Raw genomic sequence first — 25,096 nt, forward strand, 5'->3', positions numbered from 1 at the left:
ATGGTGATTTATTTTTCTTATAATTACTATTTATAATTATAAAGTTCCTCTTTTTGATTGTTCTCTTTCTATTGATTCAAATAAGGCTTTAAAATTTCCTGCTCCAAAACCACGAGCTCCCATTCGTTGAATTATTTCAAAAAATAACGTTGGACGGTCTTCAACTGGCTTTGTGAAAATTTGTAATAAATAGCCTTCTTCATCTGCATCAATCATTATTGATAATTCTTGTAACTTAGAAATATCTTCTTTCATCATACTCATATGTTCCCCTAAACGCTCAGGAATCCCATCATAATATGCTTGTGGTGGCGGTGGTAAAAATTCTATTCCGTTTGCTTTTAATTGTGATACTGTTTTAATAATATCATCGGTAGCAACTGCAATGTGTTGTACGCCTTCACCTTCGTAAAAATCTAAATACTCTTCAATTTGTGAACGTTTTGCTGCTTTTGCTGGTTCGTTAATAGGAAATTTAATTCGCCCATTTCCGTTACTCATAACCTTACTCATTAAAGCAGAATATTCGGTATGAATTTGCTTATCATCAAATGATAAAAAATTTACAAATCCCATAACGTCTTCGTACCATTTTACCCAAACATCCATTTGATTCCAACCAACATTACCAACCATGTGGTCAATATATTTTAAACCTGCGCTTGGCGGATTGTAATCTGACTTCCATTCTGTAAATCCTGGCAAAAATACGCCTTTATAATTTTTTCTTTCTACAAATATATGAACTGTTTCGCCATAAGTGTAAATACCTGCACGAATTACTTCTCCGTGTTCATCTTTTTCAACGGTTGGCTCTAAATATGATTTTGCTCCTCTTTTAATAGTTTCTTCATAAGATTTTCGAGCATCATCAACCCAAAGTGCTATAATTTTTACACCATCGCCATGTTTTACAATATGATCGTTTATTGATGATTTACTATTTAATGGTGATGTTAAAACTAAACGAATCTTATCTTGTTTTAATACATAACTTACAGAATCTTTCGAACCTGTTTCTAAACCTTTATAGGCGTGTGACTGAAAACCAAAAGCTGTTTTATAAAAATGTGCCGCTTGTTTTGCATTTCCAACATAAAACTCTACGTAATCTGTTCCTAAAAGTGGTAAAAAATCTTGTGCTCCTTCAAATATTTTTTCTAAACCGTAGTTTACTGATGTTACTTCTTTTTTACTCATGCGTTATGTTTTTATAGACTTCACAGGTTTTTAAAATCTGTAAAATCTTTGTTTTTTTATAGATGCCTATTTTTCTATAAATGATAAATTATTAAATTAGTACTAAACTTCGTAAATGAGTTTAGCCCTGATTGAACGGTTTGTTTGAGCTCTTTTTTTGATTTTTCTTCAAAAAAAAGCGAGTAGTGAAAGCAGGATTAGCTTCTAATAATTATTTTTATGAATCTGATTTTATTATTCTAACCACGATTTATAATAATTTTCATCGGCAATTTTCATGGCTTCTTCGGTAATTTTCAAGGGTTTAAAAGTATCAACCATAACGGCTAATTCTTCGGTTTCGGTATGTCCGATACTTCTTTCGGTTGCTCCTGGATGTGGACCATGAGGAATTCCTGAAGGATGCAACGAAATATGTCCTTGGTCGATGTCGTTTCTACTCATAAAATCGCCATCAACATAATACAAAACCTCATCAGAATCGATATTACTATGATTGTAAGGCGCAGGAATTGCGTTTGGATGATAATCGTACAAACGAGGCACGAAACTGCAAATTACAAAGGCATTGGTTTCAAAAGTTTGATGCACTGGTGGCGGTTGATGAATGCGCCCAGTGATAGGCTCAAAATCGTGAATTGAAAAGGCATACGGAAAATTATAACCATCGTAACCAACCACATCAAAAGGATGCGAAGCATAAATCATTTCTATAATTTCGCCTTGTTTTTTTACTTTGATTAAGAAATCGCCTAACTCATTATAGGTTTCTAATTCTTCTGGTCTTCTTAAATCTCGTTCACAAAATGGAGCGTGTTCTAATAATTGTCCAAAATGATTTCTGTATCGTTTAGGCGTGTAAACAGGCGAATAAGATTCGACAATAAAAAGTCTGTTATTTTCATCATCAAAATCTAATTTGTAAATAATACCTCTTGGAATTATTAAATAATCGCCATATTTAAAATTGATATTCCCTAACATGGTACGTAATTTACCAGTTCCTTTATGGATGAAAATTACCTCATCGGCATCTGTATTTTTATAAAAATATTCTTTTGTTGATGTTTTTGGAGCTGATAAAATAATGTTACAATCAGTATTTGTTAAAACGATTTTTCTACTTTCTAGATAATCATTTTCTGACGGAACTTGAAATCCGCGAAAGCGATACGATTGAATATTATTTGCCTTAGCAATTTTTGGTTTTACGGAATATTGTTTGCGAATTTCTTTGACCATAGTAGGTCTGTACTCATGATAAGAATTGGTTGACATTCCGTCAAAACCAATAGTTCCAAATAATTGTTCGTAATACAACGTTCCGTCTTCTTTGCGAAATTGTGTATGACGTTTTGGTGGTATTTTTCCTAATTTATGATAAAATGGCATTTGAAATGATTTAATTAAAATGAAATTAAAAATATTTTAAACTCTTTAATTACTACACAAAACAGTTATTCAGGTTTGCGTTTTATCATATATTTTAAATGTGGTAAAAGACCTTGCCAATAATGCATATTTATCTGTTTTTTATTGCCTCCTTACAAATATAACAAATAAAAAAAACAATTTAAACACAAAAAATCGTCTTAAAACATTATGTTTCAAGACGACTTTTACAAATTTAAAATAAAAAATACTGATTAATTTAAATCAAAAATTCCTTTTACAGCAGCAGCTTCAACTTTTTGGCTTTTTTTAGCAGTTGCTGTATTTACATCAATTTCATAAATGTAAGCACCATTATTATCACTTACATTCATATATACTTTTCCATTGCTATTTAATGCAGGAGTAGCCCACTGACCTCCGTGTAATGGAATATCTGTAACTTCTGTTACCGTTTTGGCAATTAAATCTACCACTGCAATTTTACAATTAGGATTTTCTGATGTAGGAGCAAATGCACTCCATTTTACAGAATCATCTGTAATCATTCTTACAACAGCCTTGTTGTTTCCTACATAATGTAAAAAGTTGATTTTATTTCCTCCTGAAGCAGCTTCAAAATCGAAATAATAATCGGTATCAAAATCAGTAGCACCGCTTTTAATTCTTAAAATTGCTGATTTATTTGTTGGAGCAGGTTCAAATCCACAAGCTAAAGAAGAAGTAGATGCTGTATAAATATTATTATTTTCATCTTTTACCAATCCGTTATAATTTCCATAAAAACCGATATCAGAACCTCTAGTATCTTTTATTAATTTTTCAAAAACTAACTCAGGGTAACTATATATTGCAATTCTTGCTTCATTCGAATTTGGTGTTTTCCATTTTCCATCAGAACTAGTTAAATAGTACGATAAAAATAATTTACCTCCTTTTACTGCAATACCAGTAGGCCAAGACATTAAACCTTCCTCAGTTCTTTCATCTATTTTTGTTTTTAATGTTTTAGTGATTAGCATTTCGTCAGTATCTACTAAAAAAATAGTTTTATTTTCAAAACCAGCTCTAGGACTTTCTACCGCAATCATCGTATTATCATCTCCTTTTCCTAATAAATCAAAAGATACAGGAAAAGCAAACTCTCCTTTTTTAGTAATTTCTCCATTTTGAATATTATAACCTATACAGTTTGTAGCCTTATATCCTGAGCTGATAAGTGTTTCATTTAAAAAATAGTAACTTCTTTTTCCATCTTGCTGAATACCTTTTCCTATTGGTGATATTTCAGAATTTATAAAATTATCGACACCTAAAACTACATCCGTAGGAGATTCTCCTGTCGTTTCAACAGCAACGGCTAAGTTTGAAGTACTATTTGGTTGCATTGGCGAATCATCATTACAAGAGATAAAAAAACTCATTGTAAATAATAACCCTATTGATAAAATTGATTGTTTCATAATTGTTTTTAATTTATAATATTGATTTAATTTGATAAGTAGTATCTTAACTTTAAACTGAAATTTTGTCCTGGTTTTTGAAGATTGTAATTGTCGGTAACTTTAGCATCAAAAATATTATTAGCCGCTACCGAAATATTGTAAGTTCCATTTTGAAGAGAATAAATAGCTTCAATATTTTGTGTAAATTGATTTTTAATTAATTTTCTATCTCTATTTCCGATTTTAGCAAAAAATAACGAATAGCCATGTACATAATTTTGAAAAGAGCTTATAGAAAACATATCATCCTTTCTAAATAAATTTTTGGTGTTATAATTTAACTTTATATTTCCAAATAAATAAGGTACATTGGGTATTCTAGAATTTAAATATGGATTAGGTTGTGTGCTATTTTTCACATATTTACTTTTATCTCGAATATCTAAATAAGTAGCATTTACTCCAATACTATAGGCATCATTAAAGGTATATTCAAGCGCTCCTTCTATACCTTTTGTTAGTACTTTTTCTAAATTATCGTTTACTTGAAAAACCAACTCTGGACGTAAATAGATAAAGTTTTTAGAGCTTCTTAAAAAAGTATTGGTTTCAAAATGAATTTTATGTTTATCGCTTAAATATTGATTTGTTCTAAAGCCAAGATTAATGTTCGTACTTGTTTCAGGTTTTAAATCAATATTGGTTAAAATTGCCATTCCATTTCCTAAAATTTCTGAGTTTTCAGGAAAACGAATTGCATTTTCAAAAGAAGTTTTTATTTGTGTATTTTTTGTAAATAAATAAGTTAGCGCACCTCCATACCCTGTGTAATTAGATAAAATATTTTTCTTTTCTTTTGTAGTTCCTGAATAATTAGTCGTTAAAGAATTGATGCTGTAATTATATCTTTTTCCGAATGCAATTCCTTTTAATTTTTTATCAATAAGATTAAATGAATAAGACAATCCTGCTACTTTTTTATCAACTGTACTTGGTTCACCAAATTGCGTATTGTTTCTAGGGTGTAAAGGGTCATTCCCTTCCATTTTAAAATTATCCGAAGAAAAATTTACCGCAATAATTTGCTGTTTTGGAAGGTGATATTGTAAATTAAAATTTAATAATATATTTTCTTGTGATAAGGTTAATTCGGTTTTTCTACTACTTTGCTCTCCTGTGGATAAATGGTCATCGTATTCAATTTCACCATTCCAAAAATATCTATGATTACTTTTATCTTCATATCTGCGTTCGTTATCTACAAGAGCTATAAAAGAACGAACATCTAAGTTTTTAAAAACACCTTTTTTGGCATATTTTAAAGTACTGATTCTACTTTTATTTTTTTCAAAAACTTCTCCAAAAGGTTTGATCATTTTCAGAGGAAACCTTGCGTGTTGTATTTCTTTATAATTATCAGAAAATAAAATACCAACTAATAATTCATCGGCATATTTTTTATTGGTAATCCCTGCTTCTAATTGCCCCATTTTTGAAGTATATGCATTATGAAACCTTTTTACATTAGTCGTTTCATCTGTTATTTTACCTCCTTCGCCTGGTACAATTATATCTATTGCATAATCGTTATCTGAATAATTATAAAATGATTTTAATCGTGCTGTGAATCCACTATTTTTATCGTAATACTGAGTATTAACAGCTGCTTTATGTGTATTAAATGAACCCAAAGAATAAGATGCATCTAAATAATTATTTACTCCTTTTTTTGTAATAATATTAATAGCGCCTCCCAAAGCATCTGAAGATAAATAAATAGGAACTACTCCTTTATAAATTTCTATCGATGCTATAATGTTAGACGGAAAATTATTTAAGGTTAATGATTTTCCGAAATAACTCATCGGAATACCGTCTATAAATATTTTTATTTGCTTTCCTGAAAACCCATTTAAAGACAGATTAAAATCAGAGCCTAAACCTCCTTCTTCTCTAATAACAATACCAGGTACTTTGTTTAAAACCTGACTGATATTTGTTGCTGTGTTTTTAAAAACTTTGGTTTCTATAACATTTACAGCATAGGCTTTATCTCTTATTTTTTCAGCTTTAGATTTTCCTTGAATTACAACTTCATCTAAAGTACTATCGTTTTCTTCTAGATAAAAAGAGAGCTTTGTTTTTTTAGAAGTACTTGTGAATTTTTTATAAAAAGGTTTATATCCTACATATTGTATTTTTAATGTGAAATTTTTTAAATTAGAAATCGAAAATTCAAAACAACCTTTGGTATCTGTAACAATCGTTTTTTTTTGATCCAAAAGCGTTACATGTGCATTTGCTAATTGTTCTTTAAACTCGTTATATACACAACCTGATATTTTATCATTTTGAGCATTTAATGATATTATTTGTAAAAAATAGATTAAGAATATTATTATATATTTCATTGCAATTAAAAGCTTATTTAGATTTAATAAATATAATAGCAAAAGTAAAATAATATTTTTATTAGGTAGTATTGTTTTCTGTTTTTTTGAAACAATTCAACTAAACTAACAAAAAACAACATTAATATGATGAATTAATAATAAAATAAGTATTAAAATATAATAATCATACTTTCAAATCTATTTATTTTAATTCTAAATAAAATATATAATAGTTATTTTATTTTCAATAAATTTATTTAAAATTATTCTAAATAATTTTTGTATTCCATTTTTTGTAAATACTTTTGTCAACTATTATTGTTATTTAATCTTAATAAGTAATTGAACAGTATTAAAAAAATAATATTGTTTTTATAAAATAATAAAGTCCCCCAACTTTTTTATTGTGTTGTATTCTATTTGAATTACTAGTTTTTTAAATACAGCAAAACTCTGATGTAAAAGTCAGAGTTTTGTCTTTAAAACAAATGAAATTGAAAAAATTGAATTTTAAAAATACCATTCGAAAAATCCATTTATGGATAGCCTTATCATCAGGTTTAATTATTTTTATAGTTTGTATTACAGGCTGTATTTATGCTTTTCAAAAAGAAATTCGATTAGCAGCGTATCCTTATTATACCGTTAAGAACACTGCTAAAAATCTACAGAAAAAACCGTTAGACAACATAATTACAATTTATAAAGAGCAATCAGATAACGATGTTCTTAGAATATATGATTTTACTGAAACCGATAGAAGTACCATTCTTCTTTCCAAAAAAGAAGGTGGTTATTATTTCAGCTACATAAACCCCTACACAGGGAAATTACTCAAAGAAAAAAACCTAAATAATGATTTTTTTATAATCGTATTATACATACATCAAAATTTATTACTTGGTCAATTAGGGGCTCAAATTATAGGTTGGTCTGTAATATTGTTTATTATTTCTTTAATTACAGGATTGATTTTATGGTTTCCCAAAAACAGCAAAGTTTTTAAAACTAAAAAAGGAAGGAAATCTAAATTTTCGATAAAAACAAACGCAAAAAAACAAAAAGTAGTTTTTGATTCACATAGTGTTTTAGGCTTTTATGGCGCTTCTATTTTATTGATATTAGCAATTACAGGTGTTGCTTGGTCTTTTACTTGGGTGGATGACGCACTATATACCTTAGTTACTTTTGAAAGTAAAAAAGAAGAACAAAAAATTAGTATCGATAGTACTAAGTTTTTGAAAACCTCATTAATCAATGCTAAAAATCAATTAAATAAAAATCAAAAAAACAGAAATCTATTTATTTATTATTTACCACAACAAGACACTATTCCTCTTAAAATAACAGCATATCCTAATGATGATAGTTACGGTAGTTCTGATCACTATTACATACATCCTAACTCAGGCGATTTAATCAAAAGTAAACTTGATAAAGAAAAAAATACAGGAGAAAAACTACATTCTTTATACTACGATATTCATACAGGAAGTATTTTAGGTATCAGTGGAAAAATTCTTGTTTTTTTAGCAGGTTTAATAGGCGCTTCACTTCCTGTAACAGGAACAATGTTATGGTTACATAGCAGAAAGAAAAAACAAAAGAAAAGAGTAATCATTCCAAAAAAAACCACACTTAAAAACGATACAATACCTATGAAAACAAAAATTATTAGCCTTTGGATGTTAATTATCTTCGGATATATTTTTCATCATATTTACGGATTAGCAACCGTATTTTTTAATCAAACTGTTTTTATTGATGGATCAACTGGCGAAACGCCATTTTGGGCACATCAATGGCGTATTTTAATGGAAGGTACTGCTTTTTTATTCGCTTTATTAACAATTCAATTATCAAAAAAATGGTTTAAAATAACATCCTTAATATGGGGAATCATTGTTGCAATTTTTAATTGTTATCATGTAATTGAAGAAATAATAGGGCATCCTGATGAACTATCAAAAATACTCGTCTTACTACTTACAGCAATTGCAAGTGTTCTTTTAGTTGTAAACTTAAACGAATGGAGAAAAACAACTTTTATAAAACAATAATATTAAAAAATAAACTATGAAAACAATCGGTTTAATTTATGGTTCAGATACTGGAATGACAGAAGAAGTCACCAATTCTATTGTAGATAACTGGAATCTTAGCGATATAAAAGTAATGGAAGTATCTGAAGTTAAAAAATCAGATTTTGAGCAATTTGATATTCTTCTTTTAGGGCTTTCAACTTGGTATGATGGCGATTTACAAAGTGATTGGGAAAGTTATTTTGATGAATTTAAAACTATCGATTTCACCAATAAAACAGTTGCAATTTATGGGCTAGGAGATCAATATGGTTATGGTGAATACTTTATTGATGGCGTAGGAATGTTGGCAGAAGTTATTTTAAAAAATGGAGGAAAAATCACTGGTTTTTGGTCAGTAGATGGTTACGATTTTACAGAATCGAAAGCCATTTATAATAATGATTTGTTTTATGGATTGGCAATTGATGAAGATAATCAGCCAGAACTTACACAAAAAAGAATTACAGATTGGCTTTCAATTTTAGAAAATGAATTTTCAAAATTATTGAATTAGCTCTCAGGAGCTAATTCAATTTCTAAACCATCCATTTCTGGTTTTATTGGTAATTGACATCCTAAACGACTATTGTCTTCTACATCAAAAGCTTCTGCAAGCATTGCATCTTCATCGTCACCCATTTCAGGTAATTCATGGTCAGATTTTATATAACATTGACAAGATGCACACATTGCCATTCCTCCACAAACACCAATTGTACCTTCAGGAGCTAATTCATATAAACGAATAACTTCCATTAAATTCATTGCCATATCTGTTGGTGCAACAATTTCGTGTAGTACTCCTTCTCTGTCAGTTATTTTTAGAGTTATATCTTGACTTTCCATTTTAAATTTGATTAAAACTATATACCTTTAAAATTGTATATTTTGTTATATATTTTTTTAAACCTCACTATTTAAAAAAATAGTGAGGTTTTTATTTTAAAGTCTGTTAGTTGCGTTAGTGATTGAGCGGTTTGTTTGAGCTCTTTTTTAAATTTTTTCTATTTAAAAAAAGCGAGTAGCGAAAGCACGCCCGAACGCCCAAAAAAAAAGTTAAAACAAGTTTATTAAGCTACGTTTATTACCTCTTCAATACTTGGAACATATTTTTTAATGGTTGCTTCAACTCCGTTTTTTAACGTCATTTGATTTACAGAACATCCACTACAAGCACCTTCTAACTGAACTTTTACAATATTTTTTTCTATAGATAAAAGCTTAATATTTCCGCCATCGCTTATTAAAAATGGACGAATTTCTTCTAAAGCTTTTTCTACGTTATCTCTTATTTCTGTTGCTGTCATAATCTTTGATTATTTTGTGCTACAACCACTCATTGTAGTTATACGAACTACTTCAGTAGCTGGTAAATTGTTATTTCTTTTTAATAGTTGTGCAACCATTTCTTTAGTTACATCGGTAAATGCTTTTTCTAAAGGTGTGTTTTCTTGTAAAGCAACTGGATGACCTACGTCTCCTGCTTCACGAATACTTTGTACTAATGGTATTTCACCTAAAAAGCTTGTTTCAATATCTTCAGCTAAGTTTTTAGCTCCGCCTTGACCAAAGATATAATATTTATTATCTGGTAATTCGGCAGGTGTAAAATACGCCATGTTTTCAACAATACCTAAAACTGGTACGTTTATACTTTCTTGTTGAAACATTGCTACTCCTTTTTTAGCATCTGCTAAGGCAATATTTTGAGGAGTACTTACAACTACAGCTCCGCTAATAGGCACGGCTTGTACTATTGATAAGTGAATATCTCCTGTTCCTGGAGGAAGGTCGATTAATAAGAAATCTAATTCTCCCCAATCTGCATCAAAAATTAATTGATTTAATGCTTTTGAAGCCATTGGTCCACGCCAAATTACTGCCTGATTAGGGTCTGTAAAAAATCCTAATGATAATAATTTTACACCATAATTTTCAACAGGTTTCATTTTAGAACGTCCATCTACTTTTACAGATAATGGCTTTTCTTTTTCTACATCAAACATTAAATGTTGCGATGGTCCGTAAACATCAGCATCTAAAACACCTACTTTAAAGCCCATTTTAGCTAAAGAAACCGCCATATTAGAAGTAATAGTAGATTTCCCTACTCCTCCTTTTCCTGAAGCTATCGCTATAATATTTTTGATATTAGGAATTTCTTTTCCTTTAATTTGATTTGGGTTTTCTTTTTGAGGAACCTCAACTTTTACATTCACTTTTACATCGATAGTATCATCAACATTTGTATGAATTGCTTTGGTTATTTCAACTTCTACCTTCTTTTTAGCTTGTAAAGATGGGTTTGAAATGGTTACATCAACAATTACTTCTTTACCAAAAGTAACTACGTTTTTTATGTTTTCGCTTTCAACTAAACTTTTACCTTCTCCTGGTGCCGTTATAGTTTCTAACGCCTTGTAAATATCTTGCTTTTTAAAACTCATTAGAGTATTCAATTTAATTGATTCTAAGGTACAAAGATACATTTTAGCCGTCAGAAAATAAAGTGTTTAGATTGTGTTTATTTATAGTAAGATAAGAGATATCAATTTTGAACGATTTTATTGTAACAATAGCTAAAATCAAACAAATAAACAGGTTAACAACGCTATTTAAAAATAAAATAGTGCTGTTTTACATTTCAAAAAATATCTATAAATTGAATATTTACTGATTTTTATACTGATAAAAGAGAATTATCAACAGTAATATTCAAAAAGAAGAAAAAAAAATGTTACAACTCATCGATAGGGTTCCAAAATACAGTTTCGAAATTTTGTATTTGATTATCAACAACAACTATTCCTTCACTTTCTAATAATTGTTGCATCAGGTTTGTTCCTTCGAAGTGTTGTTTTCCTGTAAGTAAACCGATTCTATTTACAACTCGATGTGCAGGAACATTTTTGGTATGTGAATTATTCATTGCCCAACCTACCATTCTTGCAGATTGAGCTGAACCTAAATACTTTGCAATAGCGCCATAAGTGGTTACTCTTCCGTATGGAATTAACCTTGACACTTCGTATACTCTTTCAAAAAAGTTTTGATTACTCACTCAGTAAAGTTAATATTTTAACTTGAAACGGATATAAGTAATTGGTTTTCCTTTTTCTAAATATTGTTTTTCGTAAAAAGTTTGCGTAGAAGTTACTTCTTCAGGCGCACCTTCATTTACATAAACATTATGATTTGCATGTAAAATTTCATGCCCTTCACCGTGTATTAAACCTAAAGTGTAACCGTGCATAAACTCGCTATCGGTTTTTAAGTTCATAATACCATCTTCTTTTAAAATGTGGTGATATCTTTTTAAGAATGATGTATTTGTCATTCTATGTTTTGTACGTTGATATTTTATTTGAGGATCTGGAAAAGTAATCCAAATTTCATCAACTTCATTTTCGGCAAAAATATTCGCTACTAATTCTATTTGAGTTCTAATAAAGGCAACATTTTGCATGTCGTTTTCTATAGCGGTTTTAGCACCACGCCAAAAACGAGCTCCTTTAATATCAATACCAATAAAATTTTTATTCGGATTTTTTTCTGCTAAGGCAATGGTATACTCTCCTTTACCACAACCAAGTTCTAAAACTATAGGATTGTCGTTTTTAAAAAATGTATTCCACTTTCCTTTTAAAGGAAAATCTCCTATTACTTCTTCTCTCGTAGGTTGAAGTACGTTTGCAAACGTTTCATTTTCTTTGAAACGTTTCAGTTTGTTTTTGCTTCCCAATGTGTATGTATATCTGTTTTAAGCTTAGTCTTCAGTTCCTTCTTTTAAGAAAGTAGCCGATTGCCACATCCAGTATCCAAATAACACTATTAAAATAAAAACAAAAAACCAGTTAACTGCATTTGATGTCCACCAACCGTAGTCTCCTTTTGCTACTTCTAATCGCAACCATTTGAAAGGTTGTAATATAAAAGTAAATAAATCTGCAATTAATCTAAAAATATTTAATCCTAACATAACTTGATTATCTTTATGTTTGCAAAAGTATAAAAAGAAACTATGTTAGCCAATTTTTTCAGTAAATCAAAACCTGTTAATTTCATTGTGCTTTTTGCACTGTTTTTAAGTTACTTTTCTTTCAGCTTATTTTCTAAAGAAATATCTTTTGAAACCGCTAAAGAATTGATTGGTTTTATAGCGGTATTTGGAGTCTTCAATTTTGTAATTACTAAAAATCAATTAACATTTGATAACTCCTTTGCATTCTTATTTTTCATTATGCTTATTGGTTTTTTTCCTGATGTTATTCATATTGATAAAACCTTTTTTGCTTGTTTAATCATCTTACTATTTTCACGGAAAGTTTATAACTTACAATCGCCTAAAAACACCTTTTACAAGTTATTTGACGGAGGTTTATGGCTTGGTGTTTCTTTTTTAATAGAACCTTATACAGCATTATTTGGCGTATTATTTTATATTTCTATTTACTTACATCAACGCTTTACTTATCAAACTTTATTAATTCCTTTACTAGGCTACGGATGCGTAATTTTTTTATTTTTCACCTATTGTTTTTGGTATGATAAAACTGAAATTTTTCACCAACTATTTAATTGGAATTTATCTTATAATATTGATTTTTACTCGAGTATAAAGTATGTGTTATCTTTCGTTTTTATAGGTATTTTAGTCTTTTATTCATTGATATTAAAAACTCCGAAGGCATTATCAGTTCTTAATAATTTTAGAAAAAGCTGGGTTTTAACCTTTGTTTACTTATTAATTTCGTCAGTAGTTGTGCTTTTAATACCTCATAAAACAGGCACAGAACTTTTATTACTCTTTTTTCCGATTTCAATTATTTTAGCCAACGGATTAGAATTATTTCAAAAAAAGTGGATTTCAGATGTCTTATTATTATTATTTTTCGCTTGTTCAATACTTGCAAATGTTCTATAAATTTACATTTTTGTACCAAAAGCTAAATCGCCTGCATCACCTAAACCTGGAATAATATATCCTTTGTCATTTAGTTTTTCATCAATATCGGCAATCCATAAACTAGTGTTTTCAGGGAAATTATTTGCGACATATTCAACTCCTTCAGCAGCACCAATAACTGAAACTATTTGAATTTCTTTAGGAGTTCCGTATTTTTTGATAGCTTCATAAACCGCAACTAGTGAACGTCCTGTTGCTAACATTGGGTCGACTAATAATAAAGTTTTACCATCAATTGATGGAGATGCAAAATATTCAACTACAATTTCAAATTCAGCATCGTTATTTGGGTGATGACGATAAGCCGATATAAAAGCATTTTCAGCATCATCAAAATAATTTAATAAACCATTATGCAAAGGTAATCCTGCTCTTAAAATTGAACATAAAATCACATCATTAACAGGAATTTCTACTTGTTTTGTTCCTAAAGGAGTTTTTACTTTTTTAGTTTCTGATGCTAATTTTTTACTTAATTCGTATCCTAAAATTTCACCGATTCGTTCTATGTTTCTTCGAAAACGCATCGAATCTTTTTGAATAGCTGTGCTTCTTATTTCTGATAAAAATTTATTTAAAATAGATGTTTCTTTCGCTAAATGATGAATTTTCATATTAAAGTAGTTTCTAGCTAATTTACAAAAAATGTATAAATGCCTAGCCCCGATTGAAGCAATTGTTTGAGCTCTTTTTTTGATTTTTCTTCAAAAAAAAGCGAGTGCGGAAAGCGGGAAATTGCTTCAAAAAAATAATATCAATTTAAAACTTGTTTAAATTTCATTTAAAAACCTTTTATCACTAAAAAATCGAATCCGTCAAACTGAATTTATTTCAGTTTCACATCCTGATTTGCCGTAGTTCTTAGTTTTATGCGATGCTGAAATAAATTCAGCATGACGTTTATATCTAAAAAATACTTTATTTTAAATTTAAACAAGCTCTTAATTCTCAATAAATTTATGTAGCATTTTTAGAAGTTCATCCTTGTTTTCAATATGACTCATATGACCGCCTGAAAGCTCGTAAAAAGGGGTTTTTGTTCGATTTGCTTCCTCAATAATTGTGTGATAATTAAGTATAGAATCATTTTTCCCTACAATTATCAACCGTTTATCAACATTTTGTAAAACAGCTTCTTTGTTTTCTCTTAATCGCATTCCTTCGGTTGCGGCGATATATCCTTGAACAAGCGTTTGTAAAGCTTGTTTTTTTATTTCAGCAATTTCTGTTGTAAATTGAGTACTTGTTTCAGCAGTAAATAAGTTTGAAATAGACATTTTCACCAAACTTTTATAATTCGTTTGTGCCATTTTAGACGCTCTTAATCGTAGTTTTTTACGTTCTTCAGAGTCGGATTGCGCACTCGAATTTAACAAACAAATTCCTTTTATTTTCTTCGGATATTTCTCAGCAATCGCTAAAGAAACATAACCTCCCATAGAATGCCCGATGATGTAAAAACTACTGATATTTAAGGTTTTTAAAACTGCTTTTACAGCCTCAGCCATATCGCTCATAGTGTGAATATAACCGATACATTCCGTATTTCCGTGACCTAATAAATCAATACAAATAACACGATTTTTAGAACTTAAAGAACTTGTAATTTTATGCCACATCGTAGCATTTTCAAGAAAACCATGTAGTAAAACAATAGTATTTCCTTTGCCAATATCAGTATAAGCTACTTTGCTATTTTTATGAAAAATAAATTTATCCATTTTGCAAAAATAGTATTCTTTTAAAATATCGGCATAAAAAAACTCGCTTTAAGCGAGTTTTTCTAATATTTTAAATACTTGTATATTAAAATCTATATCCTAAATTAACACCAACTCTTGGCACAATTGAACGAGATTTTGAAGTAAACATATTTCTTCCTAAACCACCATAAATATCAATAAGAAAACCTCCTGAAGAAACATATTTAGTTCCAACTGCTAACCCTAAAGCAGCATCAGTATATTTTTCAATTTTCTTAATATCAGAACCTTCAATAGTTAATTCCTTTTCTCCACCATTAACTCCTAAAAATATTTCACCAAAATAATTCCAGTTATCACTAGTTTTAAAATAATGACGAAAATAAGGAGTAATCATCCATTCTTCATTATATCTGAAATCTGCTGATTTTTTCTCTAAATTAAATAATGTTGAAAGTCCTACTGATGAACGTTCAGTAGTATAATATTCATAAGAAACATTAAGTGTTTTAAGTGCTAAGGCATCAGTTATTGAAACTTTAGCTTCTTGTTGTGCTTGTGTAAATGAGCTAATAAATAGTACAGCTATTAAAAGTATTTTTTTCATTTTTAATTTTTTAATTATTTTTTTACTGATATCAATTATAATACCACAAAAGTACATTAATTGATAATCTATAAGAAAAAAAGATGATTTTTTTTAAGAACAATCACAATCAGTATTACAACCTTTTTTATTTTTACTCTTGATGAAAAATTTATTCATCAAAAAAAATACAGCAAAACCGACTGTTATATATGTAATAATTTCTTGCATTAACGAAGTATTTGATAAGCTAAAAAAGCTGTTAAATAAGCCAAAGAACCCATACCTACAAGTTGTATTATAGGCCATTTCCAGCTTTTAGTTTCTCTTTTAACAATTGCCAAAGTTGCCATACATTGCATTGCAAAGGCATAAAATAACAATAAAGATATTCCTGTGGCAAAATTGAAACGTTTTTCACCAGTTTCATTATTTATTTCTGCCGCCATTTTTTGTTTGATAGTAGAAATATCATCATCATTATTTTCAACACTATAAATAGTTGCTAATGTTCCTATAAAAACTTCTCGTGCGGCAAATGAAGCTATCAATCCAACTCCTATTTTCCAATCATATCCTAAAGGTTTTACAATTGGTTCAATTGCTTTCCCTGCAATTCCTATGTAAGAATTTTCTAATTTTTCTGATGCTATTTTTTGTGATAACTCTGTTGATGACAACTTTTGATTCGCTATATTTTGAGTAACATTTTTTTCAGCATTTTTAAAATCCGAAGCTCCATTAGAAGCCAAAAACCACAATACGATTGATATCGCTAATATTATTTTACCTGCTCCAAAAACGAAAGCTTTGGTTTTTTCTAACACATCTAAAAACACATTTTTAACAGATGGAAGCTTGTAATTAGGCATTTCCATTACAAAAAATGAACTACTTTTTATTTTTAATGTTTTATGTAAAATATAAGCTCCAAGAATTGCCGAGCCAAAACCTAAACCATACAACGCTAATAAAGTTAATCCTTGTAAACCTATAAAACCAAACAATTTCTTATCAGGAATTATTAAGGCAATTAAAATCGCATACACTGGCAAACGTGCCGAACACGTGGTAAATGGCGTTACTAAAATGGTAATTAAACGTTCTTTCCAACTAGAAATAGTTCTGGTTGCCATAATTGCTGGTATCGCACATGCCGTACCCGAAATTAACGGAATAATACTTTTACCGCTCATTCCAAAACGACGCATAATTTTATCCATTAAAAACACCACTCTACTTATATAACCTGTTTCTTCTAAAATGGCGATGAATAAAAATAAAATAGCTATTTGCGGAATAAAAATAATAACTCCTCCTATTCCTGGAATAATTCCTTCTGATAATAAATCGGTAAACATACCTGCTGGTAAATTTGATTTAATAAACTCTGAAATGCTAGCAAATAAACCATCAATAAAATCCATTGGAGCTGATGCCCAATCAAAAACCGATTGAAATATCAATAATAATAATCCGAAAAAAATAAGATATCCGAATATTTTATGCGTAAAAACAGCATCTAATTTAGCACGTAAATCAGTTGCTTTTGAGGCATCAATAGTATAAGTTTCTTTTAATATTGAATTAATTTTCTGATAACGAAAAATTGTTTCTTTATGCTGATATTTTTTCTGTTTAGAAACATCATGCCCAAACGATTTCAATTGCTCTTTTTCTTCGAGTGAAAGTAAAAATGTATGTTGTTTTGTAAGCATCATCCATAATTCATAGACCGAAAAACGGGAATTTACTTTGGCTAATTCATCAAAATATATTGGATCAATTTTATGAGATAATTCTTTAAAATCTGAATGTATTTTTAAAGAATTATAATTTTCAATTGCTTCTTTTAAAGTATCAATTCCTTTATTTTTTCTTGCTGATATTAAAACAATTTTAGTATTTAATTGTTTTTCTAAATTTTTAATATCAATTGATATTCCTTTTCGCTCCATCTGATCAGCCATATTTAAGGCTAAAATTATTGGAGTTTCTAAATCTTGAATTTGAGAAAAAAGTAATAAATTTCGTTTTAAATTTTCAATATCGGCAACAATTACAATTACATCTGGCTTTTCATCTTCATTAGAATTTAACAAGCTTTTTAATACGATACTTTCATCAATAGAAGTTGGATTGATACTATAAGTTCCTGGTAAATCGGTAATAATTGCAGTACTATTTTCTGATATTTTACAAGTTCCTTGTTTTTTATCAACTGTTACTCCTGGGTAATTTCCTACTTTTTGGTGTAAGCCTGTTAATTGATTAAATAATGATGTTTTTCCTGTGTTCGGATTTCCTATTAAAGCTACCTTAATACGCTTATTCATTATTTATATTTTAGTAATTACAATTTTACTTGCCGTTTTTTTTCGTATTGCTAAATGACTTCCATTTACACAAATATATAATGGATCTTTAAAAGGCGCAATTTGTAACAACTCTACTTCTGTTCCTGGTAAACAGCCCATTTCTAATAATTTCAAAGGAATAATATCTAAACATTCTTCGGATATAATTCCTCTCTCACCGATTTGTAAACTTGCAATTGAATTCAAAATAACACGTATAATATTGACTCGCAAAGATACCAAAATAGAATGATTCTAAACAATAAGATTTTAACAATCTCCTATTTCTTTTATTGGTTGTTCTCTGTATTTGAAATCTTATATTTGTAGTATGACTTTCGATGAAATTATAGGACAAGAACATATAAAAAAACATTTACAGCAATCTGCTGATAACAACCGAATTCCACACGCCCAACTTTTTGTTGGTAAAGAGGGTTCTGGTACATTACCAATGGCAATTGCTTACGCTCAATATTTATTATGTAGCACATCAAATAATGCAGATTCTTGTAATTTAAAATGTAGCAAACTACAACATCCCGATTTACATTTTGCATTTCCTGTAACTACCAACGATGCTGTAAAAAAGCATCCTGTTAGTGATTTATTTTTATCTGATTGGCGATCTTTTATTGAAAAACAACCTTACGGAAGTCTTTTTAACTGGTCGAAAAAAATTGGAATAGAAAATAAACAAGGTCAAATTGGAGTTGATGAAGCCTTAGATATTGTTAAAAAACTACAATTAAAATCATACGAAGGTGGTTTTAAAGTGATGATAATTTGGATGGCAGAAAAAATGAATATTGCTGCTTCCAATAAATTATTAAAACTTATTGAAGAACCGCCTAATAAAACAATTTTCATTCTGATAACTGAAGATGAAGAGCAAATTATCAACACTATAAAATCTCGTTGTCAAGCACTAAATTTCCCATCATTAAGTGATACTGATATTGCAAACTCATTAATTAAAAATGAAAATATTTCAGAAAATGAAGCTATTAAAATAGCACATCAATCCGAAGGGAATTATAACAAAGCATTACATATTTTAAACAATAATTCTAATGATTTAATTTTTGAAAAATGGTTTATTACTTGGATTCGTTCAGCATTTAAAGCCAAAGGAAATGCAGCTGTTATTCAAGATTTAATCGAATGGTCTGAAATAATTGCTAAATCGGGAAGAGAAACACAAAAACAGTTTTTACAATATTGTTTACAGTTTTTCAGACAAGCATTATTATTAAATTACGGAACTCCTGATTTGGTTTTTTTAGAAACAAAAACGGCTAATTTTCAATTATCAAAATTTGCTCCTTTTGTGCATAGTGGTAATATTTTAAGTATTGATAAAGAAATAAATGATGCTCAATATCATATCGAAAGAAATGGAAATGCTAAAATAATTTTATTAGATTTATCAATAAAATTAACACGACTTTTACATAGTAAAGAAGAAAAAACAAAAGCCTAATTTTAAATAATATAAAACCATCCAATTTGCTAAAAATAAAAAATATATCACTACGAATTAGAATTTTTCTATCAATGATATTATTAGTATTATTGGCTTCTATTTTAATTGTTACAGTAACCATCATTCAATATGGAGAACAAACTGAAGATTATAATATTCAACGTTTTAACAGAAAAGAAAGTGCAACAAAACACGATATTGAAATTGAATTAAAGCGTAAAACAACCTACCCGATTACCACCAATAATTTAGCTAAAATATTTCAAGATCGTATTTATGATATTGCTTATGTTCATAAATTAACGGTATCAATGTACGATATGGATGGAATACTTTTAAAATCATCTATTCCATATAATTTTGATAAAAAAGAAGCACCTAATTTAACTTCAACTATTGTAGCAGAACTCGCAAATAATTCCAATCATAAAATTTTAAAAAGCAGAAATAATAAAGGAATTACTTATCAATCATCATATACTTATATAAACGATACCCGTTTTAAACGAATTGGACTTTTAGAGTTACAAATAGCTCAAGATAATGAAGAGCAAAAACAAGAATTACGTGAATTTATATCGCGTTTACTACTTGTTTATTTACTGATGTTTATTATCGCAATTTCATTAGCTTATTTTTTATCGAGCTACATTACACGCTCTATTCAAACGATTTCAGAAAAAATTAAAGAAACTCGTTTGAATCAACGAAATGAAAAAATCACTTTAAACTCTGCTAGTTCAGAAATAAATTCTTTAGTTGATTCGTATAATAATATGATTGATCAATTAGAAGAAAGCGCCGTAAAACTTGCTAGAAGCGAACGAGAACAAGCTTGGAGAGAAATGGCAAAACAAGTGGCTCATGAAATTAAAAATCCGCTAACACCAATGCGTCTTACCGTACAAAGTTTTGAACGACGATTTAATCCTGAAGATCCTAAAATCAAAGAAAAATTAGCCGAATACAGCGAAACGCTTATTCAACAAATTGATGTAATGAGCTCTATCGCTTCTGCTTTTTCTGACTTTGCAAAAATGCCAACACAACGTCGTGAAAAATTAGATGTTGTTGATGTTGTTAAACATTCATTAGATATTTTCACAGAAAATTATATCTATTACATACCTAAAGAAACTGAGCTTTTTGCATATTTAGATAAAACACAATTAATTAGAGTTGTAACAAATTTAGTTAAAAATGCTACGCAAGCTATTAAAGAAAATGAGAAAAACCCGAGGATTGAAATAAAAGTAACATCCGAAGGAAATAATGTTAAAATAATAGTTTCTGATAACGGAAAAGGAATTACAGTTGAAAATAAAGAATTAATTTTCGAACCTAAATTTACCACAAAAACAAGTGGAATGGGCTTAGGTTTAGGAATGATAAAAAATATAATTGAAGCATATGATGGTTCTATTACTTTCACTTCAACCGAAGGAATTGGAACTGTTTTTACCGTAATACTACCTAAAACTTAATCAAATGAATTTCGAAAACATTTTAGTAACAATTACTGATGGATTAGCAAAAATTACAATTAATAGACCTAAAAAACTAAACGCCTTAAATAGCGCTACCATTAATGAATTAAGTACAGCTTTTGAAACTTTAGAAGATAATATCGCTGTAAAAACAATAATTATCACTGGAAGCGGAGAAAAAGCATTTGTAGCTGGTGCTGATATTTCAGAATTCGCAAATTTCACAACAGAAGAAGGTGAAAAATTAGCTCGATTAGGACAAGAATCTTTATTTGATTTAATCGAAAATTTATCAACTCCCGTAATTGCAGCCATTAATGGTTTTGCTTTAGGTGGCGGATTAGAATTAGCAATGGCTTGTCATTTTAGAATAGCATCAGATAATGCAAAAATGGGATTACCAGAAGTATCTTTAGGCGTAATTCCTGGTTATGGTGGTACACAGCGCTTACCTCAACTAATCGGTAAAGGAAAAGCGATGGAATTAATAATGACTGCTACAATGATTTCTGCTGATGAAGCAAAACAATGGAGATTGGTAAATTATGTAGTTCCTCAAAATGAATTATTGCCATTGGCAGAAAAACTAGCTGGTAAAATAATGCGCAATTCATCGGTTGCAATTAGTGCAGCTATTAGAGCCATAAATGATAATTTTAAAGATGGAATTAATGGTTTTGAAACTGAAATAGTAGAATTTGGAGATTCTTTTTCTACCGATGATTTTAAAGAGGGTACAACAGCCTTTTTAGAAAAAAGAAAACCAAATTTTCCTGGAAAATAAAACACATTTATTTTAAATATAAAAGCATCTAAATTCGAAAAAATCTAGATGCTTTTTTTTATTAGGGGATTAATTTTTTTAAAAAAGAATTCGGGGGGCTTAATTGCTTATTGTAAATATATGAATTTAATATCAAAAAACATAATTTAATAAGAAAATAACACTAGATAACTAAATAAAATACAAAAACAATAAATAAAAACCTACTTAAGCCCATTAAATTCATTTAGAAATTGATCTAAAAAAGATTGCATATAATTATGTCTATCTTTGGCTATTCTCTTTCCTGCTTTAGTATTCATCTTATCTTTTAAAAGTAATAACTTCTCATAAAAATGATTGATTGTAGGTGCCGTAGAATTTTTATATTCGGCTTTTGTCATCTTTAAATTAGGTGCTATTTCAGGATCGTATAAGGCTCTATTTTTAAAACCTCCATAGTTAAAACAACGTGCTATTCCTACAGCTCCTATTGCATCTAATCTGTCTGCATCTTGAATTACATCTAATTCTGACGAGGTAAATTTTTCTCCTTCAGATAAACTTGTTTTAAAAGAAATATTGTTAATAATATTTTCGATATGAATTATTATTACTTCCTTCACTTTTTGATATTCTAAAAATTTACGTGCCATTTTAGGACCAACAGTTTCATCTCCGTTATAAAATTTAGCATCAGCAATATCATGTAATAAAGCACCTAGCGATACTATAAAAACATCAACATTTTCATCCTTAGCAATTAATAAAGCATTTTTATAGACACGTTCTATATGAAACCAATCGTGCCCTCCTTCTGCTCCTGCTAACGTTTTTTTTACAAAGGCAATCGTATTTTCTATTATCTGATTTTCATTCATTCCTCAAAAATAAAAATCCTGTGTTAAAAACACAGGATTTTAAATATATAAAACAAATCATTAAACTAAAAAATAATGTTTAAATCAATTTATTAGCAACTAAATATTCAGCAATCTGAATGGTATTTGTTGCTGCTCCTTTACGTAAATTATCAGCAACAATCCACATATTTAAAGTGTTTGGTTGCGATTCATCTCTTCTAAGTCTACCAACAAAAACCTCATCTTTATTATGTGCTAAAATAGGCATTGGATATACATTATTTTGTACATCGTCTTGTACAATTACGCCATCAGTTTTACCTAATAACTCACGTACTTTAGCTAAATCGAAATCATTTTCAAATTGCACATTAACAGCTTCTGAATGCCCACCTGCAGTAGGAATTCTAACAGCTGTAGCTGTTACTGAAAAAGAATCATCACCTAAAATCTTTTTAGGTTCTTTTACCAATTTCATTTCTTCTTTGGTGTATCCGTTTTCTAAAAATACATCACAATGAGGTAAAGCGTTTCTTCCTATTGGGTGAGGATATACCATTTCGCCATCGATTCCAGCTTCTTCATTATCTAATTGTTGAACAGCTTTAACACCTGTTCCAGATACTGATTGATACGTTGAAATTACGACACGTTTCATTTTATATTCCTTATGTAAAGGACCTAATGCCATTACCAACTGAATTGTTGAGCAATTAGGATTTGCAATAATTTTATCTTCGCTAGTTAAAACATCTCCATTAATTTCAGGAACTACTAATTTCTTAGTAGGGTCCATTCTCCATGCTGATGAATTATCAATAACAGTAGTACCTGCTTCGGCAAATTTTGGTGCCCAAACTAATGAAGTATCTCCTCCTGCTGAAAATAAAGCAACATCAGGTTTCATATCAACGGCTGTTTGTAAACCTACAACACTATATTCGGTACCTTTAAATTCAATTTTATTTCCAACTGAACGTTCTGATGCAACAGGAATTAATTCTGTTACAGGAAAATTACGTTCTGCTAATATTTCTAACATTACATTACCTACCATTCCGGTGGCCCCTACAACTGCTACTCTCATTTTTTAATTATTAAATGTGTTACTAAAAACTAATCTATACTTGTACAAAGATTTAAAAAAATCAAGTTACTTGTATCTATTTTTTTAGATATTTTAAGTTAAAGTTTAAAAAATATCAAATTAATGTTAAAAGTGTGTTTTTAAACAGTAAAACACAAAAAAATAGTACATTTGTATCGATTTTTAAATAAATCATCACATTTTGTATAACTTTAAAAAAGTATAGCATGCAACTGTACAACAAGTTAAGCGCCAACGAACGCGCTGCTTTAATCGACGAAGCGGGAAAAGACCGTATTACTATTTCATTCTATCAATATTATAAGATAGAAAACCCTCAACTTTTTAGAGATAAATTGTTCTTAGAATGGAACGAGTTAGATGTTTTAGGAAGAACCTACGTTTCTTACGAAGGTATTAATGCCCAAATATCTGTTGCTTCAGAAAATTTCTTAGCCTTAAAAGATCAACTAGATGCTATTTCATTTTTAAAAGATATTCGATTAAACGTAGCTGTTGAGCACGATAATAAATCGTTTTTAAAATTAAAAGTAAAAGTTCGTAACAAAATTGTTGCTGATGGTTTAAATGATGAAACTTTTGATGTAACAAACAAAGGTGTGCATTTAAATGCTAAAGATTTTAATGAAATGCTAGCAAATCCGAATACGGTTTGTGTAGATATGCGAAATCATTACGAAAGTGAAATTGGTCATTTTGATGGCGCAATAACTCCAGATGTTGATACTTTTAGAGATTCTTTAGATATTATTGAAGAAGATTTAAAAGATAATAAAGAAGATAAAAACTTATTAATGTATTGTACTGGTGGAATTCGTTGCGAAAAAGCATCAGCCTATTACAAACACAAAGGTTTTAAAAATGTTTTTCAGTTAGAAGGCGGAATTATAGAATATACTCGTCAAGTAAAAGATGAAGGAATTGATAATAAATTTATCGGTAAAAATTTTGTTTTTGATCATAGAAGAGCTGAACGAATTACTGATGATGTAATTTCTAATTGTCATCAATGTGGTAAATCTTGCGATGAACACACAAACTGCGCCAACGAAGCCTGTCATTTATTATTTATTCAATGTGATGAATGTTCAGAAAAAACAGAAAACACTTGTTCAACCGATTGTCAAGAAGTTATTCAATTATCTTGGGAAGAACAAAAAGAATTACGAAAAGGCACACATGCTAGTAATAAAATCTTCAAAAAAGGACGTTCTGAAGTTCTGAAGTTTAAGAAATAAAATTATTTAAAAGCGCTCTTATCGA

Annotated in this window: 24 protein-coding genes; 7 read left to right on the top strand and 17 right to left on the bottom strand. The window is 29.2% G+C overall.

Annotated elements, in window-relative coordinates:
• Positions 1 to 36: 36 nt before the first annotated feature.
• From hppD to AB0T67_RS07090, 4 genes are all read right to left on the bottom strand, one after another.
• Positions 37 to 1,200 (bottom strand): 4-hydroxyphenylpyruvate dioxygenase, encoded by a 1,164-nt coding sequence (hppD, locus tag AB0T67_RS07075; protein WP_369219731.1) that lies wholly within the window; start codon positions 1,198 to 1,200, stop codon positions 37 to 39.
• 234 nt (positions 1,201 to 1,434) lie between these two features.
• Positions 1,435 to 2,592, bottom strand: a complete 1,158-nt coding sequence (locus AB0T67_RS07080) for a homogentisate 1,2-dioxygenase (RefSeq protein ID WP_369219732.1) — start codon at positions 2,590 to 2,592, stop codon at positions 1,435 to 1,437.
• A 254-nt stretch (positions 2,593 to 2,846) separates the two neighbouring features.
• Entirely contained in the window at positions 2,847 to 4,055 is a 1,209-nt protein-coding gene (locus AB0T67_RS07085; protein ID WP_369219733.1) for a DUF4374 domain-containing protein, read from the bottom strand.
• A gap of 26 nt (positions 4,056 to 4,081) precedes the next feature.
• Entirely contained in the window at positions 4,082 to 6,448 is a 2,367-nt protein-coding gene (locus AB0T67_RS07090; protein ID WP_369219734.1) for a TonB-dependent receptor, read from the bottom strand.
• Between the two features lie 470 nt (positions 6,449 to 6,918).
• Between AB0T67_RS07090 and AB0T67_RS07095 the strand changes: the two genes are divergently transcribed.
• Positions 6,919 to 8,490, top strand: a complete 1,572-nt coding sequence (locus tag AB0T67_RS07095) for a PepSY-associated TM helix domain-containing protein (RefSeq protein WP_369219735.1) — start codon at positions 6,919 to 6,921, stop codon at positions 8,488 to 8,490.
• A 16-nt stretch (positions 8,491 to 8,506) separates the two neighbouring features.
• Entirely contained in the window at positions 8,507 to 9,028 is a 522-nt protein-coding gene (locus AB0T67_RS07100; RefSeq protein WP_271231164.1) for a flavodoxin, read from the top strand.
• Here AB0T67_RS07100 and AB0T67_RS07105 read toward each other — a convergent pair.
• The 6 genes from AB0T67_RS07105 to AB0T67_RS07130 form a co-directional block, all read right to left on the bottom strand.
• Positions 9,025 to 9,360: a 2Fe-2S iron-sulfur cluster-binding family protein gene (locus AB0T67_RS07105; protein WP_369219736.1), complete on the bottom strand. Its 336-nt coding sequence runs from the start codon at positions 9,358 to 9,360 to the stop codon at positions 9,025 to 9,027. The genes AB0T67_RS07100 and AB0T67_RS07105 overlap by 4 nt on opposite strands.
• A 224-nt stretch (positions 9,361 to 9,584) precedes the next feature.
• Complete coding sequence (locus tag AB0T67_RS07110) at positions 9,585 to 9,821, bottom strand: NifU family protein (RefSeq protein WP_271231162.1); 237 nt, start codon at positions 9,819 to 9,821, stop codon at positions 9,585 to 9,587.
• Between the two features lie 9 nt (positions 9,822 to 9,830).
• On the bottom strand, positions 9,831 to 10,961 hold the full coding sequence (locus AB0T67_RS07115) for an Mrp/NBP35 family ATP-binding protein (RefSeq protein ID WP_369219737.1): 1,131 nt from the start codon (positions 10,959 to 10,961) through the stop codon (positions 9,831 to 9,833).
• A gap of 290 nt (positions 10,962 to 11,251) precedes the next feature.
• On the bottom strand, positions 11,252 to 11,575 hold the full coding sequence (locus AB0T67_RS07120; protein WP_369219738.1) for an MGMT family protein: 324 nt from the start codon (positions 11,573 to 11,575) through the stop codon (positions 11,252 to 11,254).
• A 9-nt stretch (positions 11,576 to 11,584) separates the two neighbouring features.
• Positions 11,585 to 12,256, bottom strand: a complete 672-nt coding sequence (gene trmB / locus AB0T67_RS07125; protein ID WP_369219739.1) for a tRNA (guanosine(46)-N7)-methyltransferase TrmB — start codon at positions 12,254 to 12,256, stop codon at positions 11,585 to 11,587.
• Positions 12,257 to 12,280: 24 nt separating this feature from the next.
• A complete protein-coding gene (locus AB0T67_RS07130; protein WP_271231158.1) occupies positions 12,281 to 12,493 on the bottom strand; it encodes a DUF6341 family protein in 213 nt (70 codons plus the stop codon).
• A gap of 42 nt (positions 12,494 to 12,535) precedes the next feature.
• Between AB0T67_RS07130 and AB0T67_RS07135 the strand changes: the two genes are divergently transcribed.
• Entirely contained in the window at positions 12,536 to 13,438 is a 903-nt protein-coding gene (locus tag AB0T67_RS07135) for a DUF6427 family protein (protein WP_369219740.1), read from the top strand.
• Between the two features lie 2 nt (positions 13,439 to 13,440).
• Here AB0T67_RS07135 and upp read toward each other — a convergent pair whose 3' ends face one another.
• The 5 genes from upp to AB0T67_RS07160 form a co-directional block, all read right to left on the bottom strand.
• Entirely contained in the window at positions 13,441 to 14,094 is a 654-nt protein-coding gene (upp, locus tag AB0T67_RS07140) for a uracil phosphoribosyltransferase (RefSeq protein ID WP_369219741.1), read from the bottom strand.
• Positions 14,095 to 14,421: 327 nt separating this feature from the next.
• Complete coding sequence (locus tag AB0T67_RS07145; protein WP_369219742.1) at positions 14,422 to 15,201, bottom strand: alpha/beta fold hydrolase; 780 nt, start codon at positions 15,199 to 15,201, stop codon at positions 14,422 to 14,424.
• An 85-nt stretch (positions 15,202 to 15,286) separates the two neighbouring features.
• Positions 15,287 to 15,790, bottom strand: coding sequence for a DUF3575 domain-containing protein (locus tag AB0T67_RS07150; RefSeq protein WP_369219743.1), 504 nt, complete (start codon positions 15,788 to 15,790; stop codon positions 15,287 to 15,289).
• A gap of 209 nt (positions 15,791 to 15,999) precedes the next feature.
• Complete coding sequence (feoB, locus tag AB0T67_RS07155) at positions 16,000 to 18,105, bottom strand: ferrous iron transport protein B (RefSeq protein ID WP_369219744.1); 2,106 nt, start codon at positions 18,103 to 18,105, stop codon at positions 16,000 to 16,002.
• 3 nt (positions 18,106 to 18,108) lie between these two features.
• Entirely contained in the window at positions 18,109 to 18,333 is a 225-nt protein-coding gene (locus tag AB0T67_RS07160; RefSeq protein ID WP_369219745.1) for a FeoA family protein, read from the bottom strand.
• A 124-nt stretch (positions 18,334 to 18,457) separates the two neighbouring features.
• On the opposite strand from AB0T67_RS07160, the gene AB0T67_RS07165 reads away from it, so the two are divergent.
• The 3 genes from AB0T67_RS07165 (at position 18,458) to AB0T67_RS07175 (ending at position 21,883) form a co-directional block, all read left to right on the top strand.
• Complete coding sequence (locus tag AB0T67_RS07165) at positions 18,458 to 19,609, top strand: DNA polymerase III subunit (RefSeq protein WP_369219746.1); 1,152 nt, start codon at positions 18,458 to 18,460, stop codon at positions 19,607 to 19,609.
• Positions 19,610 to 19,683: 74 nt separating this feature from the next.
• Positions 19,684 to 21,096 carry a sensor histidine kinase gene (locus tag AB0T67_RS07170; protein WP_369219747.1) on the top strand — a complete coding sequence of 471 codons (1,413 nt, stop codon included), beginning with the start codon at positions 19,684 to 19,686 and terminating at the stop codon, positions 21,094 to 21,096.
• Between the two features lie 4 nt (positions 21,097 to 21,100).
• A complete protein-coding gene (locus AB0T67_RS07175) occupies positions 21,101 to 21,883 on the top strand; it encodes an enoyl-CoA hydratase/isomerase family protein (RefSeq protein ID WP_369219748.1) in 783 nt (260 codons plus the stop codon).
• 203 nt (positions 21,884 to 22,086) lie between these two features.
• On the opposite strand, the gene AB0T67_RS07180 is transcribed toward AB0T67_RS07175, so the two are convergent.
• Positions 22,087 to 22,743: an HD domain-containing protein gene (locus AB0T67_RS07180; protein WP_369219749.1), complete on the bottom strand. Its 657-nt coding sequence runs from the start codon at positions 22,741 to 22,743 to the stop codon at positions 22,087 to 22,089.
• 79 nt (positions 22,744 to 22,822) lie between these two features.
• On the bottom strand, positions 22,823 to 23,812 hold the full coding sequence (locus AB0T67_RS07185) for an aspartate-semialdehyde dehydrogenase (protein ID WP_271231147.1): 990 nt from the start codon (positions 23,810 to 23,812) through the stop codon (positions 22,823 to 22,825).
• A gap of 227 nt (positions 23,813 to 24,039) precedes the next feature.
• On the opposite strand from AB0T67_RS07185, the gene trhO reads away from it, so the two are divergent.
• A complete protein-coding gene (gene trhO / locus AB0T67_RS07190; protein ID WP_369219750.1) occupies positions 24,040 to 25,071 on the top strand; it encodes an oxygen-dependent tRNA uridine(34) hydroxylase TrhO in 1,032 nt (343 codons plus the stop codon).
• Positions 25,072 to 25,096 lie beyond the last annotated feature (25 nt).

The organism is Tenacibaculum salmonis, assembly GCF_041053065.1.
In the GTDB taxonomy this organism is placed as follows: domain Bacteria; phylum Bacteroidota; class Bacteroidia; order Flavobacteriales; family Flavobacteriaceae; genus Polaribacter; species Polaribacter pacificus_A.